The 18,121-nt window shown below is 49.1% G+C and carries 15 protein-coding genes; 9 read left to right on the top strand and 6 right to left on the bottom strand.

Going from position 1 to position 18,121, the window contains the following annotated elements:
• Positions 1–11: 11 nt before the first annotated feature.
• On the bottom strand, positions 12–734 hold the full coding sequence (locus JW883_05940; GenBank protein MBN1841807.1) for a YkgJ family cysteine cluster protein: 723 nt from the start codon (positions 732–734) through the stop codon (positions 12–14).
• A gap of 234 nt (positions 735–968) precedes the next feature.
• Between JW883_05940 and JW883_05945 the strand changes: the two genes are divergently transcribed.
• The 4 genes from JW883_05945 to dapA all read left to right on the top strand — a co-directional run bounded on the left by JW883_05945 (position 969) and on the right by dapA (position 3,592).
• Entirely contained in the window at positions 969–1,193 is a 225-nt protein-coding gene (locus tag JW883_05945; protein ID MBN1841808.1) for a DUF433 domain-containing protein, read from the top strand.
• 1 nt (position 1,194) lies between these two features.
• Positions 1,195–1,557, top strand: coding sequence for a DUF5615 family PIN-like protein (locus JW883_05950; protein ID MBN1841809.1), 363 nt, complete (start codon positions 1,195–1,197; stop codon positions 1,555–1,557).
• A 225-nt stretch (positions 1,558–1,782) separates the two neighbouring features.
• Complete coding sequence (locus tag JW883_05955) at positions 1,783–2,250, top strand: ATPase P (protein ID MBN1841810.1); 468 nt, start codon at positions 1,783–1,785, stop codon at positions 2,248–2,250.
• 307 nt (positions 2,251–2,557) lie between these two features.
• Complete coding sequence (dapA, locus tag JW883_05960; protein ID MBN1841811.1) at positions 2,558–3,592, top strand: 4-hydroxy-tetrahydrodipicolinate synthase; 1,035 nt, start codon at positions 2,558–2,560, stop codon at positions 3,590–3,592.
• 197 nt (positions 3,593–3,789) lie between these two features.
• On the opposite strand, the gene JW883_05965 is transcribed toward dapA, so the two are convergent.
• From JW883_05965 to JW883_05985, 5 genes are all read right to left on the bottom strand, one after another.
• Positions 3,790–4,017: a hypothetical protein gene (locus tag JW883_05965; GenBank protein MBN1841812.1), complete on the bottom strand. Its 228-nt coding sequence runs from the start codon at positions 4,015–4,017 to the stop codon at positions 3,790–3,792.
• Positions 4,018–4,623: 606 nt separating this feature from the next.
• Positions 4,624–5,403 carry a ParA family protein gene (locus JW883_05970; protein MBN1841813.1) on the bottom strand — a complete coding sequence of 260 codons (780 nt, stop codon included), beginning with the start codon at positions 5,401–5,403 and terminating at the stop codon, positions 4,624–4,626.
• 239 nt (positions 5,404–5,642) lie between these two features.
• On the bottom strand, positions 5,643–7,916 hold the full coding sequence (locus tag JW883_05975; protein MBN1841814.1) for a dynamin family protein: 2,274 nt from the start codon (positions 7,914–7,916) through the stop codon (positions 5,643–5,645).
• A 137-nt stretch (positions 7,917–8,053) separates the two neighbouring features.
• Positions 8,054–9,298 carry a glyceraldehyde-3-phosphate dehydrogenase gene (locus JW883_05980; protein MBN1841815.1) on the bottom strand — a complete coding sequence of 415 codons (1,245 nt, stop codon included), beginning with the start codon at positions 9,296–9,298 and terminating at the stop codon, positions 8,054–8,056.
• 124 nt (positions 9,299–9,422) lie between these two features.
• A complete protein-coding gene (locus JW883_05985) occupies positions 9,423–13,643 on the bottom strand; it encodes a hypothetical protein (protein MBN1841816.1) in 4,221 nt (1,406 codons plus the stop codon).
• Positions 13,644–13,814: 171 nt separating this feature from the next.
• Here JW883_05985 and tsaD point away from each other — a divergent pair, with 171 nt between their 5' ends.
• The 5 genes from tsaD (at position 13,815) to tsf (ending at position 17,946) form a co-directional block, all read left to right on the top strand.
• Positions 13,815–14,822 carry a tRNA (adenosine(37)-N6)-threonylcarbamoyltransferase complex transferase subunit TsaD gene (tsaD, locus tag JW883_05990; protein MBN1841817.1) on the top strand — a complete coding sequence of 336 codons (1,008 nt, stop codon included), beginning with the start codon at positions 13,815–13,817 and terminating at the stop codon, positions 14,820–14,822.
• 137 nt (positions 14,823–14,959) lie between these two features.
• Positions 14,960–15,145: a hypothetical protein gene (locus JW883_05995; GenBank protein ID MBN1841818.1), complete on the top strand. Its 186-nt coding sequence runs from the start codon at positions 14,960–14,962 to the stop codon at positions 15,143–15,145.
• Between the two features lie 78 nt (positions 15,146–15,223).
• A complete protein-coding gene (locus tag JW883_06000; protein MBN1841819.1) occupies positions 15,224–15,979 on the top strand; it encodes a hypothetical protein in 756 nt (251 codons plus the stop codon).
• A gap of 483 nt (positions 15,980–16,462) precedes the next feature.
• On the top strand, positions 16,463–17,347 hold the full coding sequence (gene rpsB / locus JW883_06005) for a 30S ribosomal protein S2 (GenBank protein ID MBN1841820.1): 885 nt from the start codon (positions 16,463–16,465) through the stop codon (positions 17,345–17,347).
• Positions 17,347–17,946, top strand: coding sequence for a translation elongation factor Ts (tsf, locus tag JW883_06010; GenBank protein ID MBN1841821.1), 600 nt, complete (start codon positions 17,347–17,349; stop codon positions 17,944–17,946). Before rpsB ends, tsf begins: the two co-directional genes overlap by 1 nt.
• Positions 17,947–18,121: the final 175 nt, after the last annotated feature.

The following is an 18,121-nucleotide window of genomic DNA, read 5'->3' on the forward strand; positions in this document are numbered from 1 at the left end:
ACTTAGCGATTTTATGACTTCAGATTGGCTGTTCGTTTGATCAGGTTCAGAGTAATACTGGCAACCGTGGCAACCATCTCATAGTCATCCGCAGGGATCGTAGTCGGGCCGAATCGTGCGTATTTTTCAAAAAAATTGTCAAAGTCAAAGACGGCCTGGTAGATCATAGTCTGCACTTCCTTGTTGTGCTTCAGGCTGAATGGAAGTCTCTCAAAGGCAAAGGGAATCTGCAAAAAGATGTCATTTGCCTTTTCGTAAGGCCCAAGCCCGTTTTGCTCACAGTAGGCCTTGATGGCCCACTCGGGCCCCGTGCCCAGGCCTTCACAGTAGTCTGCACGACGCTGGAGATAATATCTGGTCAGCCTTTTGCCACTCTTGTCATCATCTTCTATCACTCGTGCCAAGGGATAGTTTCTGCAACAGCTTGGCCTGCTTTGGTAGATATTGCATCCGTGGCTCTTGAGAAAAATACACGTGCCATCTTCCTTGTGCTTGAGGAGGACAGAGGGAAATCCGGTCAGGGTATCCACACAGGTTAAGCAATAAGCAGAGAGAAACTGGTGGGAGTCCGTGTCCAGGCGCCTCCGCATGCAGGCAATGTCATAGGGAGTGAGGGTTACGTCTGTTGCGCAACATCTGCCGAAACAGCTCAGGCCCTGATGGCATTCAAACCGGAATGTGGAGCCAGGCTCGATCTCCTCGCCAAAATCTTCCACATTTTGCTGCCAGGTCATTGTGCTTTTCCCCTTTTTTGCTCTGATAACACGGCTCAGAATCGAGTGCAATCCGGATCTTTCAAGACAAACGGTTGCGCTACAGAGGCCTGCGAATTGACAACGTATCTTTATTGTTATAGATAACACGTAAATTAGGGTTGCCTATTTTCCCTGACCAGCCGCAGGCTCAAAGGGGGTGTCCGAGCCTATTTCGGATACAAGCATCTGACCGAAAATGAAAGGAGAAACCCTATGAAGATAGCTCCAAGGATCAATTTGGATGAGAGAATTCGTTTCGGCAAGCCAGTAATTGTCGGTACGCGTGTTCCCGTGGATCTCATCATGGGTAAACTTGCGGGAGGAATGACATATGAAGAGGTTATGGCCGAGTACGAAATCACGCGTGAGGATATACTCGCTGTCCTTGACTATGCGGCCAAGATTCTGTCCAGCGAGCAGATTAAGGCGGTAGGATGAAATGCCAAGATTTGTCATTGATGAGGATATGCCGCGTTCGACAGGAATGATGCTTAAAGAGCAAGGATATGATGTTAAGGATATTCGGGACTATGGCCTTCGAGGAGCTGAGGATGAGGAAGTTTATGAGTTCGCGCAAAGAGAAGAAGCAGTGATTCTTACAGGCGACAGAGGTTTTGGAAATATTCTGCGGTTTGCATTAGGAACCCATTTTGGAATCGTTGTTGCGAACTTTCCTAATGAAATGTCGACTACGGATATGAACCGCCACCTTCTGGAGGTACTTAAGGATCTATCAGCAGATGATTTCAAGGGAAATCTGATTATTGTGGAACCCAGAAAGGTCAGAATCAGAAGGAAATGAGGTGCCGAAAACGTTATCTGCTATGTTGCCTGAAGATGATGAAGCACAATGCTTCCTGACTTGACAGAGATGGGAATCTGCCTGAAGACATGCGGCGAACTTCATTTGTGCTGAAATTGTTTCCAGAGCCAGTTCACTGAAGCTTCGCTCCGACAAGAATGTGGACAAACCCATGGTGGTGTGCTCAGGAAATGCAATTGTGGCTGAGTGCTGCAGGAGAAAGAGATGAAATCCATTGCTGTTCCCGGATTTGGCTCCCTTGAGTTGGAAAATGTGATATTGGATCTGAACGGTACTGTGACCGAATTCGGGGATTTTATTCCCGGCGTTTTGGATTATCTGAAGGCTTTGGCGGCAGAGGGGTTCAGTATCTATATTCTTTCAGGGGATACACGGGGCACCTTGCGACAGACCTTCGAGCATTCTCCGGGTATCGAGGCCGTTGTCACAAAAACAGCCCAGGAGAAAAGAGTCTTTGTTGAATCGATAGGGCCACAACACACAGTTTGCGTGGGAAACGGAAACATAGACGTTGAAATGTTTAAGGTGGCCAGGCTTTCCATATGCACGATTCAGGCAGAAGGCGCCACGACCAGGGCCATGCTGCAGGCCGACATCATCGTCACTCACATCAAAGACGCCTTTGAAATTCTACTCGACCCCAAGACCTTGATTGCCACGCTGAGGGCATGAAGGCAACCACTCCCGTTTTTCCTTGACATGTGGAACTTGAGCTTCTAAATTAAAAAAACACCGGAGTTGAGGAGCGGTACTCATGAGTAGCCGCAGGGTAGGGGATCAGGCCCCGCATTTTGATCCTGCGGTAAAAGGGTGTACCGCCGAAGTCAGCTTTTGACCTGTTTCAAATGCGGACTGGGTCTGCGGATAAGATCCGCAGGACTGTCACGACTTTTTCGTGGAGCGCTCTCTTGGTTGGTTGCAGTCGGAGCGCGCTCCGGCTGTTTTTTTTTGCGTAAAACTAAAACAAGGAGGTGCCACGATGTTTAGCGGATGTTATACGGCGCTGATGACGCCATTCAAGGACTATGCGGTCGATTACGAGGCCCTTGAAAAACTGGTAGAGTTTCAGATCGCAGGTGGTGTTAGTGGAATCCTGGCTGTGGGTACCACGGGTGAGAGCCCTACATTGAACTGGGAAGAGCACAACAAGGTAATCGGGATGGTGGCTGAGAAATGTAAAGGGCGGTGCCAGTCCATTGCAGGGACAGGGAGTAACAATACGCGGGAGACTCTGGAGAGCACGGAGCACGCAGTGCACGTGGGGGCTGATGCCGCTTTACTGGTAGATCCTTACTACAACGGGCCTAGCTCACTGGAGATCCGCAGGGAATATGTGGCCCCTGTGGCAGCCAAGTTCCCCCAGATCCAGATCATTCCGTATGTGATTCCGGGACGTACCGGGGCCCAGCTTTTGCCTGAAGACCTTGCCATCCTGAATGAGCAATTCGCCAATGTGAGCACGGTGAAGGAAGCTACAGGAAGCATCGAGAATATGAAACGTACCCGTGAGTGTTGCGGGAAGGACTTTACGATTATGTCCGGCGACGATGACAAGACTCTTACCATGATGACCGATCCGAGTATCAAGGCTAGCGGCGTGATCTCGGTAGCCTCCAACATTGCTCCAAAGGCTGTCCAGGACATGACCACGTTCCTGAACCAGGGCAATGAGACCGAGGCAGAAAAACTTGTGAGCGCTTTGAAACCGCTTTTCGGGATTGTGACTGTAAAGACTCAGGAGGAGACGCCTTTTGGAACGGTGACGTGCCGTGCCAGAAATCCCCTTGGCACAAAGACCCTTATGGTAATTCTTGGCATGCCCGCGGGCACATGTCGCCAGCCTCTGGGCAAGATGACTAGGAAAGGTGTAGAGGTCGTACTGGATGCTGGCCGTACCGTGTGGGAAAACAACCCGGAGATTTTGCAGCCTATCGCTGATTTTTTCGGTGTTGACATCGGAGCAAGACTCCATGACGAGTCGCTTTTGACTGGACTGGTGTATGAGGAATACTAGATAGTGTCCATCCATAAATGGTCTTTTTGCCCAATCTCTGCGTTATGCTCAAAAAATATTCCTCGGAATATCAGACATATGCCTGCGGTTATTTTTTTCGCATGCCTTGATCTTGAACAAAAATCCTCATTTCTGGATGGACACTAGATAGTTCCCATCCAGAAATGACCCTTTTCTCCGCCTCCGGCGGATCAATCCTATCTTTTTCGTGAGACAAAGCCTTTTAGCGCAACATTTAAGAGAGCGCCACCGGCAACCATGCCTGCGAGGAGGGGGATTTGACTGGCCATAGTGGAGAGGACCAAGCCGGCAGCCAGGCCAGATCCGATCCAGGCCGCTGACCGAAGTGTCTGAGTTCGATCCAACTTCTTTTCGATCCGATTTATTTCTTTCTTTAACTCTTTCTCAATGTGGTCAGTGTGCATCGTTTGAGACCTTTTACGAATATGGGCTGAGTCAATGTGCTGCCACCCTCTAATCAGCACAAAGCGTGCCATGAGGTCAAAGAGAAAGGACTGAGTTGACTAGGAGGCTGTCCGAGAATGGGTATTTCCCGCAATCTCTGCGTCAGACTCATCCGCCGGAGGCGGACTCAAAATACTCTATGTATTCCAGCGGTTAATCCGCCGGAGGCGGATCGTCTTCCTTGACCTTGCAAGAAATCTCTCATTCTCGGACAGCCTCCAAGGCTTTGAAGAAGGCCGGATTCCGTTCATTGAGAGGCAGGACGACTCTCTGTTTTCAAGATTCGTGTCCCGGACAGGCATGAAGGCAAACTGAGGCGCCACCGTCATTTTTGAGACACCATGGTGTCAAAAAAATGTCAAATCCCAGGAAGGACTCACAAGAGAGGGCTGGTGACTAATGGGTGGGAAATTATTGCTCAGTATCCGTGCGAGCACTAGCAGGATGTCATCCAAATAACTTTGCAATCATGTCATTTCGAGCGAAGCGAGAAATCTTATTATATCAAGCAGTTGAAAAGATTACTCCCTCCGGTCGAAATGACACCTTAATAAGGAGACGGAGCACTAGGCCAGGATTTCATTCGTGAGCGCCAGATAGTCCAGGGCTCCCGGGCTGGAGCGTCTGAAAAATACGACAGGTTTTCCATAATGCGCGCTTTCGGCTATTGTGGTATTGATTCGGACAACCGTACCAAGAAGATTTTTCTTAAAACGCTTGTCTGCTCTCAAATCTTCAATGATCTTGTTTGATACCCTTGTGCGCTGGTCAAAAAAGGTGGGCACCACACCCATTATTCTTATGCTCGGGTTGATCTCTTCCTGTATGATTGAAACAGTTTCAAGGAGTTCATCCATTGCACCATAGGCATAGGGGTGCGTTTGGCACGGTATCAAGACCTCTCGGGCGAAGGCGAGCACATTGACAGTGAGAAGGGAAAGACTCGGCGGGGTGTCCAGCAGCACAAAGTCGTAAAGATCTTCAATAGGTTTCAAGGCTTCCTTAAGGCGATTCTCCCGCCCGACTTCGTTTGCCAACTCTATCTCAATCCCGGAGAGGTCCACGTGGGAAGGAAGAAGATCAAGGTGCTTCCACGTTGTATGCGAAATGACCGACTTGGCCGGAACAGGGTCTTGCAACTTGATAACGTCATAGACTGAAAGGCTCTCCTCGCTGTGACTGAAGCCCAGACCTTTTGTAGCATTTAGCTGGGGGTCCATGTCAACGACCAGCACATTTTTTCCCTTCAGAGAAAGCCCTGCTGCCAAGTTGATAACCGTTACGGTTTTTCCGACCCCGCCCTTTTCATTAACCACTGAAATGATCCGCGCCTTTTTTCTGGCCATTAGAACCTCCCGTGTTTGTAATAGATTTCAAGATAATGTTTTTAAGGTCAGCAATCTTCTGCTTTCCAAGGAACTTTTTAGGCGTCAACTTATTGATACTGGATTCTGGATTCTGGATAAAATCTTAGAAATCAGTTTGTTATCCAGCATCCAGCATTTGCCACAAGTGAGATCATAGCATTCTCATTTCATAATAGAGCCCGTAACCCCGAAATGTTTTTCTTAAGGAGTATATTTGACTATCTCTGTAGCAGGTTGTGGTTTTCCGCCAGCCTTTCTGCATCCCTGATTTTTTCCATGACAGCATTGAGCGACATTTCCATGGAAGAAAACTGTTCGGCCAAATGGTCCTTGGCCAGGCCTTTGTTCTTGACAAGACCTTTCATGTCCGACAGATCGCTTGTAATGACCATCATCCGATCCGTCAGAGCCTCGTACAACCTGTCGGACATAGCCTCAACCAGTTTAAAGACATATTGGTATTTAAGGTTTTCTTTGTAGTCCAGGAAATGGGCTGTTATGGACTCTTGCATCTGTTCCTTGATTCGGCGCACACTGTCTTGGAGTGAACGGATGGCACTGTCCGGTCCGTCTGTCACGGGCTTTTTTAAAAGCTTTTTTGCGGTCTTTAAGGTATTGTAAAATCCCAGCCTCAAGATAGCCTCGGTCTTGATCCGGGCCGTATATCGCATGGCGCTTGCAAGATGTGGAATGCTAAGTTGGCTATCGGTTTTGACCAGAGCAACTTCAGGGGCGCGAATCGTCTTGAAAGGTCGTTTGGGGATGTTAATGCCGAGATTTTCCATAGTCCGCTGATGCTGATCAACCGTATCCTGAATCATCAGACTGTATGGGCCGGATACCTGCTCAAACATATCTTCCGCCCTTTTTTCCTCTTGGCGGACAAACTCAACGAGTCTGGGATTGATGGATTCCGCTATGAAGCGGTTGGCGGCCTGTTGCAACGCCTGAAAGACGCGGTAAAGTGTGGGTAGGAAGCCTGAAGTTTTGAGATCCTTTTCGAACTCTGCCAGCGACAGGTCATATGATTCAATAAAATGAATAATCTGTTGACCTATTTCCCCGTATTGAATGTCAAAGAAGCGCTCTACGTCGGCTCCCATGTCCCGTTTTAGTTTGCGTGTCGTGCCGTCCAATGTGTCTTTGATTACCACTGTTACCTGGGCAGAAGCCTTTCGCCGCCTGTCCATCTCAGCAAATGCTTTTTTAACCTCCCCAACATCCTTCAGCAAAAGGTCTTGGCTGACTTGAATCCAATCCTGCGTGCCGGATACGATATTAGACATCCTTTCCAAATTGCTTTCCAAGAGCAAAGCAAACCGATCCTTGGATATCCTGTAGATCAGGGTTTGCAAGAAGCTTTCTGTTTGACGGTCTGAAAACGCGACCATCTCAGTGTCTTGGCGCCAGTGTTCAAGCCGGAGGCGATCTTTTCGGGAGAGGATTTGCTCAGCGCTGTCTTCAGCGTCAAGGCTTTTGAACAGATTGAAAAGGGCAGAAAAGGCAAACACATGAGGAGAAGATAGAATCATCTCCACTTCTTCTTTCACCCTGTTAAGCACTCTCTCCAGATCGGCCATTGTCTCGTGCTCGCTGAAGTCGGTGTTTACAACAAACAGGATGTTTTTCGTCAGTCCCATCTTTTTGATCAGGGTGAGAAATTTGATGTCTGCCTGCCGCAAACCTGTTCGGCTGCTCACAACGTAAACGATGAGATGCGTTTGAACGAGGTAGTCTTGAATCATTGCAAGGTGCAGGGGGTTGGGCGAGTCGCTTCCTTGACAGTCGGCGATTTCAAGGTTTTCTCCAAAGCCCTCAGGGGCTTTGAGTGTCAGGCAGATATCCTTCAAAAAGACCGCCTGGGACTCGTCGCCAACAAAATCTTTTTGCTTGTAAAAGTCATCCGACTCAAATATGTGCGTTGCCGGTTCAAAGGAAACAAAGTCTTTGGCCCGGTCATATCCTTTAAGATACTCAATCAGGAGAACGCTATTCGGATCGCGGGCATCATCGGAGATGAGTTGCTCTGTGTTCAGTCTTGCAAGGTCGTGTTGTAACTGGAGGCGATCTTGCTCGCGGTTGATATCAAAATTACCTCCGACAGTATCCGACTCTGTTGAAGAAAAAAGGATGAGGGCCTGATTTATTTCTGCGTTTATTTCATCCCAGGTTTTGAACTCAAGCCTGGCTCTCAAATCGTGCCCGGGTCGTAGTTTGGTTATTATGGATGTTACAACTCCTGCGCCCCTTTTGACAAAATCGCTTCCGAACAAGGCATTGGTCAACGTGCTCTTTCCTGACTTAATAGACCCAACCAGGGCCACCCGAATCGTTTCCTCAGACAGTTGCCTCTCGATCCGATTCGTCGTTGACTGCCATACCTTAAAGGGATGCGAGGTCAGGCCATCAATGGATAAGGCTGTCTGAATAATGCTGCGGATATCTCTATTGACACCCAGTAGCTTGTTCTTAATAGTGTTATAGCTTCCCACCGCGTTTCACACCCTAAAAAACCAAAAAAAGGATGATGAAAGGTCCATCATCCCTTCGGATTCTCAAAAAAATCATATTCCAGAAGCCTCCACCATGGCAATTTATACAATAGAGTCGCTCGCACTGTCAATCCCCATTAGTCCAGCATGGAAGCGACCGTTGCCGTCCGATCTGCGAGCATGTGGGCATATCCGCCCATTTCGTTATCGTACCAGCCGTAGACGACTATCTTTGTAACAGGTATGTCAACGATACTCTGACCCAGACGCTCTCCAACTTCTTCTGAATAGCCCTTAAGGCGTGTCAGGTCAAAAGAGATGGTGGCCGTGCGGGTGTGAGTCTCTTGACCCTCTATTACTGCCGCAGCCAAGGGGTAGCCGATAATATCTGAAGATACGTTCTGATCGTCGGAAAACTGAAGATAGCCTTTTTTGTCCCTCTCGGCAGCGTCTTCGTAAATTTGATTGATTTGGTTCCGATTTATTGGGGCAGAGACAGAATCGTCCTGAATATCTATGACCAGGATGATCAGTGAGCCCGTACTGGTTGGAATCCTTACTGATTCGGCGATAAATCCGATCTTTTTCATCTCCGGAATTACCAGGGCCAGGGCTTTTGCGGCTCCTGTGGTGGTTAGAATGATGTTGTTGAACACGCTCCGGTTGCGTCGGAGATCAACTGCTCCTGCCTTGGGGGCTCGATCCAGAACCAACTGGGAACCCGTTACCGCATGGACAGTCGCCATGGACGCAGTGAGAATCCTTTCAAAACCGAAATAATCCAACAGGGGCTTAAGCATGTGGGCCAAGCAGTTTGTGGTGCAAGAGGCGTTTGATAGGATTTTGTGTTTGGCCGGGTCAAAGTCACTATCATTGATACCTAAGACCGTGGTGACCGCATCTTCGGGCATAGGGGCGGCCTTGTCCTTTATCTTGAATGGAGCTGACACAATTACCTTGCGTGCCCCGGCAGCCAAGTGACCCCGCACGGCGCCTCCCGGTGCGTCCGGGGCCAGGGTTGGATCGGTGAACTGCCCTGTTGATTCAACCACTACATCAACCCCATGGGATTTCCACGGAATGTGCCTGGGATCACGAACCTCCCGCAGGATGGTAACTCGGACGCCGTCAATCGACATTGAGCCCGTCTTTTCGTCCAGGTTGTCAATCACACGACCTGCCCTGTAACCATGGATGTAGTTATGCAAGGTGCCGTATGTGGAGTCCTTTTCAATGAAACGAGCAACATCCTCGAGGCTTGTGCCCACGGCACGGCCAATGTTTACCACAATTTCCGAAAAGCTCTTCCTTCCTATGTGTTGCCAGATGGAAAGTTTGGCAATACGTCCCATGCCGTTGATTCCAAGCGCTGTGTTGTTCATGATGGCATCTCTCCGTATTTTGTTTCAGTTCAGGAAGCCTGGTCCTTTGGGGCAGGTAAGAGTCATTAGTTTTCCGTACTTGGTTCATAGCATCGAAATGCCTTTTTTAGGCATTTCTATATTACTACTGTATCTCATGTTGTCCTTTGTAGACGAAGCCATTCCGGCCATCTATGCTCAAAAAGTCTCCACGTTGAATGGTGTGGTCGCTCACTATGCCATAACCCGCTTTTTCATAGACCATGAGATTGGAACAGCCCACTACACACGTTTTCTCCAGTTGATGTGCAACAATGGACGCGTGCGACGTTGCTCCTCCCCTGCTCGTCAAAAGACCGTCTGCCGCCGAGATCTCTCGTATGTCGTCCGGAACGGTATCAAAACGAATGAGGATGAGTCGTGTCTCCGGTTCCAGGCTGCGGAAATGGCTGATGTGATCAAGCGAAAAAACAGCCCTTCCATTCAGGGCTCCTCCGCTTACACCAACCCCCTTGGTCAGGAGGTCCCCCTTGAGCTTGGAAGAGGGGACAAAAGCCGGCTGACGTTTCTCTTGGCTGACAATCATATCTCTCGATTGCAGAATGTAAAGTTTGTCTGCTGTTGGTCCTTCAAAGGTGAACTCGATTTCCTGCGCGCTCCATCCCTTCTGATAGACGAGGGATTTGGACACTTCCCGCAAAGCCCCAAAGATTTCCGGGAATACCTCTTCAAGGGCATGATCTTGGTCTCTGCCCTGTGCTATTTTTTGCTCCAGTGAAACGGAATCGGTCCTTACGAGACCGGATACTACATCTTCGCCCTGGTTTCCTGTCGTGTAGTCGCCCCATAGAGTGATTTTGTCGAGAGAGGCGTGTGGTTTGTGTGTGAAAACCACACCTGAACCGGCTTGGTGGTGCAGATTGCCATATATCATACATTGAACTATCACTGCAGTGCCCCAATCATCGGAGATTCCCATGATATCACGGTATGTTCTGGCCTTATCCGAATTCCACGAATAAGAGACCTGTCGAATAGCCTGAAAAAGCTGTTCATGAGGATCATCGATAAGGACCACGCCTGCGGCAGACAGAGTCTGACGATAGGCCAAGGCCGTCTCGCGCATCTGTTCGGGTGTGAATTCCCTTTTTCGGTCCACGGCATATCTGACCTTGTAATCTCTCATGATAGCGTCGAATACGTCCCGTTCCATGTTGTAGGACATGCCCCACGACTGGAGGAAGCGCCTGTAGTTGTCCCAGGCAAACCAGGGCCTGCCTGTTTTCTTGATCAGGCCTTCTACAATGGACTCATTCAGTCCCACATTAAGGAAGGTATCCATCATGCCGGGCATGGAAATGGCGGATCCACTGCGAACCGACAAAAGCAAGGGATTATAAGGGTCACCGAACCGTCTGTTGGAGTGTTTTTCCAATTGTTTTATTTCAAAAAGTATTTTTTCCCTAAGGTCCTGCTCGGCCTGTTCAAAGGCGCTGATGGCTCTAAGACACCTGAAAACCTCTGTTGTGATGATAAACCCGTCGGGGACAGGCATCTTTAGCGCTGCGAGCCTGACCAGGTTGTTGCCTTTGTTGCCCAGAGTGATGGGATCACTGATTAAGCGCATGGGCCTTTGAATTTTTGATACAGATTTGCCTGGGTCATAGCTCAGCAGGAGATCCAGATTTTCACCGGTAAGTTCCTCAGATTGACGGGAAAGGGTATGAATGATTTTGCTGACAAAGGTGTCCAGATATTGAAAGCCAAAAGTGGTTGCCACAATATCCCGGAAAAAGGTCTCTGAAACCTTGCTTATGACCTCTTCAGAGATCTTCTCACCTTGCTTCACGCCATATTTCGGAAGAAGTTTGTCAGGACCCAGTTGCGGTACAATCCGTCCGAGGTTTTCCTTGTGAATACTGGTGTAATGGGTATTCAGGATGTGCTGCTCGGCCCGGGAAAACTCCCTGAAAATGTCCAGGTACTGGGTAAAAGAAAAACGCCTGACTTCGATAGCATGAGTGAGCAAGTTCAAACAGTTCCTCAGTGGTTTGACAACGATGCCATCAAGCTCCATGGCTTGGACAAGGAAATGCATGCAATCGGCAATCTGAATAAAAGTGGTTCGAGTCAAGAAATTAAGGTTGATGGAGCCGATTAGGTTCTCAAAAAGGACATTGGCCAGGTTTTCCAGGCGGAAGGCAAATCCCAGGGAGTCGAATTTTCTCTCGTGATAGGTTCCGTACATGGAAGGAATGTCAGCAGCAATATGCCGCTTGTGGTAGATGTCTTCTGAAATCCTGAATTGCTTTCGGGATAGGATAGTCAGCTTGAGGAATCTCAGATAGTCAAGGATGCCCTGCAGGCGAGTGATCAAGTCAGAGTTTTTCAGGGCTTGCTCAAGGCGCCTGGTCCTGGGGAGCCCCTTGATACCGGCCTCCTTGAGAAGACCGTTTGTCTCGAAATGGTTCAGGTTGTACTTTTGATCAAGGAGTTCCAAAAAGCGGATTAAGAGAAGCACTCGTTGCCTATCGATTTTCAGCTCGTCAGGGACTTCAGACAGATGCTCTCTGAGTGAAGCTATGTCAAGATCCATGACTTGGCGGGCATCTTGAATCCCTGCTTGTTGAAACAGCCGGGTGACCAGCCTGTGCACCCCATCCACATGTTTTCCCGTCTCCTTTATCTCATCAAGGAACTCAGAAGGGACATAAGGTGCAATGGGTTTTTTGTCTCTGTTGCGCCAAAAGTCTATTATTCCCAAAGTAAAATCTATGAGGAGGTTGTTACTCTCCACATGAGACTGCTTCCGAAGAAAGTGTATCAGGATGTCTCCGCGGTTCGAGAGATCATCCATCTCCGTTGACACATCTCTTAGCTCACCTTCGGCATTTATTTCATTAAAATAGACGGGAAACAGCTTGGCCAGCTGTTTGGCGAGATTATAAACAGGGCCGACATGACTGTTAAGGAATAGAGTAATCTCATTCTGAAACAGGTCCGTATCCTTGATATAGAGCCCGGCAAGTTTAAGGTTGATGATCAGAGCGGAAATCAGCTTTTTGCACCACTTTGGATCATTTTCGATCAAATGAAGCCAGGCTTTGATGTTTGCAAGGTGAACCGGATTTGCCCGCACTTTCCATTCGGTCGTGGTGCCTTTGACTTCCGGGCACTGAAACCCGGAGTCAATGGTGTGCTGGATAAACAGATCCACCATGTCGCTATCATTGCTCTTAAAGACCTCTTTCCCAATATTTTCCAGGGCGTGAAAGGCTGCCTCAGGAAATTTCTGCATGCTTTGTCTCAGGGCTTCAAAGGTCCTGCTGAGCAGGTCTTCGACGTTTTCAACCTTGTGGGTGCGGATGATTGCAGCAAGACACCGGTTAAGCCGACCGAGTGTGTCTTCGTGTAGGGAAGAAAGGCCCCTGGTTTCTATGATCTTAAATAGACTCCGGAGTGTTTTGGTGAGTCTGTCTTGGGTGTCGGTTTTAACCTGCTCGATCCTGTGTGGAAGTTCCTTATACGATTTCACGATATCAACATAGCAGGGCAGCTCAAGGAGCGCGTTCAGCACGAGCTTTGGAGTTGCCTGTTGATCGATCTGGTTCAGCCTTTCCATGAATTCATGAAGGTGCGCATGAGATATGTCCGGAAAAAGACCTTGACGCGAGAGTCCCGGATGAGACTTTTCGCCGTCCGTGACAAACCACTCTGCGGGATCTTCCTGTGTGAGCCAGTATTCGTAAGACGTCTGGAGTGTCCTGCGAAGAAGTGGGTTAAAATGGAGGTGATCAAATCCATCCTCTTTCAATTGAGATACGATTTGCCCTATCCGTTTGACCTGATAGTATCCGCTCGACAAGAGAAAAAACTGCTCATCAGGCAAACTCATCAAACCCTCAAAAAGCTCGGACAGGACCGGCATGCAGTCCTTGAGGCGATTTCTTCCGTCATCTATGATTTTTTCAACAAAGTAGACGATATTGTCCAGGGCTTGAGCCTGGACTGACCGGTCAGATGATGAGCTGACGGCATCGAGCCCTTCATTTAAGATAATCTCAATGACTTCAGGCCCTTTGGGATGTTCGTAGTAGACCGAAAAGTGCCTCATTGCGTAGTTGCGCATTTCCTGGACTACATAGGCCCAGTTCTTGAAGGGATGATTCAGTTCGCACAAAAGGGCTTGAGTCTGCTGGAGGAGGCCTGGTAGCCTCTCCACGACCTCTTTGAGAGGTAAGTACCTGGCGTCAATGGATACAGCGCGATCAGTTACTTCCAGGTTGACCTGAAGGGCCTTGGAGGTCAGCCCTGCCGCCTGGGCGGTTCCTGTTGAACAAGTTTTCTTAGCAGGTGTGTCTTTCATTTACTGGATCAGCCTGGAAGAAGGTGGTGATGAAAATATTGAAGCAGGTGGGTGCCGCTATTTCCATAAACAATTTACGGAGCTTTTCCGGCTTTTGTCAAGGAAAAACAGACAGGTACCCTTTTATCTTGATCTTTTGGTTTGTTGCGGATATTTTGCCCGTCATTCATTATGAAAATCCTGGGAATAGAAACCTCTTGCGACGAGACAGCGGCCGCTGTCGTATCTAACGGAAATACCGTTTTATCGAATGTGGTTTGGTCACAGGTTGCGACCCACCATCCTTATGGCGGCGTTGTTCCAGAACTGGCTTCTCGAAAGCACATAGAGAAGATCGTTCCCGTGGTTAAAGAAGCCCTGTCTCTCGCCGGGCTTGATTCAAACAGCCTTGATGGTGTTGCTGTAACCTGTGGTCCGGGTTTGGTGGGGGCGCTCCTCGTCGGCCTATCCTTTGCCAAGGGTTTTGCTTATGCCAGAGGACTGCCGTTGACCGGGGTTAATCATCTGGAGGGCCACATAACAGCAGTTCATCTGGAACCTGCTGCCCCACCTTTTCCGTTTGTGGCGCTTTTGGCTTCAGGAGGGCACACGAGCCTTTACTACGTAGTCGGCCCGACGCGTTTTGAACACATGGGTCAGACCAGAGACGATGCTGCGGGGGAGGCATTTGACAAGGTGGCAAAATTGCTTGGGCTGGGATATCCGGGAGGGGCGGTCATAGATGAACTGTCCCGGCAAGGGGATCCTGAAAGGATACGCTTTCCCAGGGCATTGCTCGATAAGACTGGTTTCGATTTTAGTTTTAGCGGCATAAAAACTGCTGTCGCCCGCTATGTGCAGGGACAACAAGGTGAAAGTTCGGCAAGCCTCCAGGACATTGCAGCCGGATTTCAAGAAGCTGTGGTTGATGTCTTGGTTCAAAAGGCGATCTTGGCGGCTGAGACTAAAAGATGTGAATGTCTGGCTGTTGTGGGGGGCGTGGCGTCAAACAGCAGGTTGCGAGCGCGCATTAGGGAAGAGGCCATGCGCGCCGGCATCACGGTCCATATTCCGAGGCCCGAGTTTTGTACAGACAATGCGGCAATGATCGCTGCTACGGGTTACCACTACCTGTCACAAGGGAAAAACGCGCCCCTGGATCTGGATGCCTACTCCAAGGTCCCGAAGCTCTTGCGATAGCGGATCTGCTTCCTCTTTTCATTGGGCCCGCCCTTATTGGCATCAATTTCGCATTATCTAAAGAAGAGCGTTCCAAACCTCTTTTTTCGTCAATTTGTTGACACAACATGCCGACACGTCTACAAAACAGGAAAAAAGTGACCGATGATTTGAATTCCGTGCGTTTTCCTGATAGAAGAGCTTTTGACTCGATTGAGGAGTATGATGAGGGAGTCAAAAGGTATTGGGAGGCCATTGACGCTTACCGTGAGATGGCCGTTGAGCTGCATAACGACATAATGAAGGGGAAAGTTGCTGGGCCGCAGAAACATGAAGAAGGGTAAAGGGAAATTTTCTTGTATTTTTCCGATATGTTTGGTACGGATTGCAAAAAGTTAACAATACTAGAAAGGAGGAGGAGAATGGCAAGGAAAGTCCTATCGTGCGTGAGTATGCTGGTCTTGTTGTTCGGCCTGTGGGGCTGCGAGACGACGCCCACAGCCAAGGTGACCAGCGGTGAAGGTGGCCCCAGTATGGATGAGGCCCGGATGGAGGCCTATGACGGCCCCAAAGCCAGGATTGCCGTGTCACAGTTTACGGACAAGACTGCAAAAGGCGGTCGTTTACACGGCTGGTGGAATGTACAGATTGGCGATGGTATGCGTGATATGCTTGCTACGGCCCTGTTTAACACGAACCGGTTTATTGTTCTTGAAAGACAACAGATCGGGGAGATACTTGCCGAGCAGGATTTCGGAGCTTCAGGACGGGTCAAGCAGGAGACTGCGGCAGCCATTGGTGAGATTGAGGGGGCTGAGTTGCTGGTAACCGGTGCGATCACGGAGTTTGAGCCTGCTTCCGGCGGAATCGGAGGCGGCATTGGAGGTACCATAGGACGTGTCTTTGGAGCTGTGGCCGGGGGCCTGAAGAAATCCCACATTGCCATTGATCTGAGGGTCATTGATACCCGTAGTTCCCGTATTGTGGCCGCCACCAGCGTGGAAGGCGAAGCCAGAGACACCAGTTTGGGGGGACTGCTGGTTGGATCAAGCGTAGGAGGCGGACTGGGTGGTTATTCCAAGACCTCTATGGAGAAGGCCGTGCGCATTGCCCTGGGCGCAGCCGTGGATTTTGTTGTTACCAAGACACCCAAAGAGTTTTATCATTTCAAGAACTAGTAGCAAGCCGTACCCGGAAATTCCCTGAGAGTCTCTCAGGCTGACAGAACCTTATGATAGAGCTCACCTTTTTGTGAGGAAGGTGAGCTTTTTTTTGGAATTTGGCCTTTATTGGCCTCCTTTTTGCATCAATTTTTGATAGGCTTAGGGGCCTCACCCTCCTTTTCCCCTAATTTCTTAGGGAACAGCTTAAAACAAACAATGGCGCATGAGCAACACACCTCACCCGGGGCCCCTAAGTGAACACCTCCTCGGTCCTTCGCGCAATTCCTGCCAAGTTCAATTCTTGGAGTCGTTCAAGTTTAACGACGACAAACCATACCCAAAAATTGTATTGTAAACAGGTTTTTTCTGTGCTAAATAAAAAAATTTACAAATTTCGCACGTCCCTGGACCTTCTTTCCGGTGCTTTCACGTTTTCTGGCCTGAAAGTGGAGAGGAGGGAAGATAGGGACGGAGGTCCAACAAAAAAAGGAGGAAGATATGTCTTATGTCACCATGAAGGAATTGTTGGAGGCGGGTGTCCATTTTGGCCATCAGACCAGACGGTGGAACCCCAAAATGAAGCGCTACATCTTTGGCGCTCGAAACGGGATTTATATAGTTGATCTCCAGCAGACGGTAAGGATGTTTAGGAAAGCCTATAACTTCATTGTAGAGACTGTTGCCAACGGCGAGTCGGTTCTCTTCGTGGGAACGAAAAAACAGGCTCGCGATTCTGTCTATGAAGAGACCAACCGCTGTGAAATGTTTTACGTGCACAAACGATGGCTGGGCGGTATGCTCACAAATTTTGAAACCATAAAAAAAGGGATTGACAGGCTTAACTACCTTACGGGGATAACCGCAGACGGGACCATCAATCGTTTTCCGAAAAAAGAGATGCTGAAACTTGAGAAAGAGAGGGTCAAGCTCGACAACAATCTGGGCGGTATCCGCAACATGAAAAAACTTCCGGGCGCTGTATTTGTCGTGGATTGCAAGAACGAAAACATTGCAGTCCGTGAAGCAAGACGTCTTGGCATTCCCGTGGTTGCAATTGTGGATACAAATTGCAATCCCGACACAATAGACTACGTTATTCCGGGCAACGACGATGCTATCCGGGCCATTCGGCTTATGACCTCAAGAATGGCTGATGCGTGCATAGAAGGGCGTCAGCGAATGGAAGAACGCCTGAGAGCCGAGGCGGACAAAGATGTTGAGGAGCAGGGTGCGGTCGACGAAACCGTGGCCGGAGAGGCTGTGGAAAGGGCTGTGATATCTGATGGCGCGGAAGGCCCTGTTGTTGAGGTCATCAGAAAAAAAGTCTCAACACCTGAGGTGACAGACGAAGTTGCTGCAGATGAGGCGCAAGAGGGGGCGTGATGGCAAAGATCGATACAGAGATGATTAAGGGGCTTCGTGCCAGAACCAATGCCGGTATTTTGGATTGCAAAGAGGCCCTTAAGGAAACGGACGGGGACATGGAAAAGGCCGTGGATTTCTTGCGAAAGAAGGGCCTGGCCACCGCGTTGAAGCGCGCTGGCCGGGAGACATCTGAAGGTGTAATAAACTCATATATCCATGCTGGTGGCAAGATAGGGGTCCTTGTGGAAGTGAACTGCGAGACCGATTTCGTGGCAAAGACCGATGAATTCAAAGAGCTTGTCAAGAATCTGGCCATGCACATTGCGGCAACCAGACCCCTTGGCATCCTTAGTGAGGATATTCCTGAAGAAATCGTAAAGCGTGAAGAGGAGATCTATCGGGCCCAGGCACTTGAGACGGGAAAACCGGAGAAGATAATCGATAAGATCGTTGAAGGCAAAATGAAGAAGTTCTATAGGGAATCGTGTCTATTGGAGCAACAATATGTCAAGGACACTGATCTGACGATACAAGATCTGATTCACGAAATGGTTTCAAAGATGGGTGAGAGCATTAGCGTAAGACGATTTGCCCGCTATCAACTGGGAGGGGAATAAGTGGCGATGCCTGATGCCTGATGACTAGCGAAGCCAAGGCCTCAAACCGACCAGTTTATGGTGGTAGAATACCTATATAGCTCGCAACGTGGAGATGCTGGTTGCTAGATGCTCGATGCTGGATAAATCAAAAAAGAAATCCTTATTATATCCAGTATCCAGTAACCAGCATCCA

The sequence above is a fragment of the Deltaproteobacteria bacterium genome (genome assembly GCA_016930875.1).
Taxonomy (GTDB): domain Bacteria; phylum Desulfobacterota; class Desulfobacteria; order Desulfobacterales.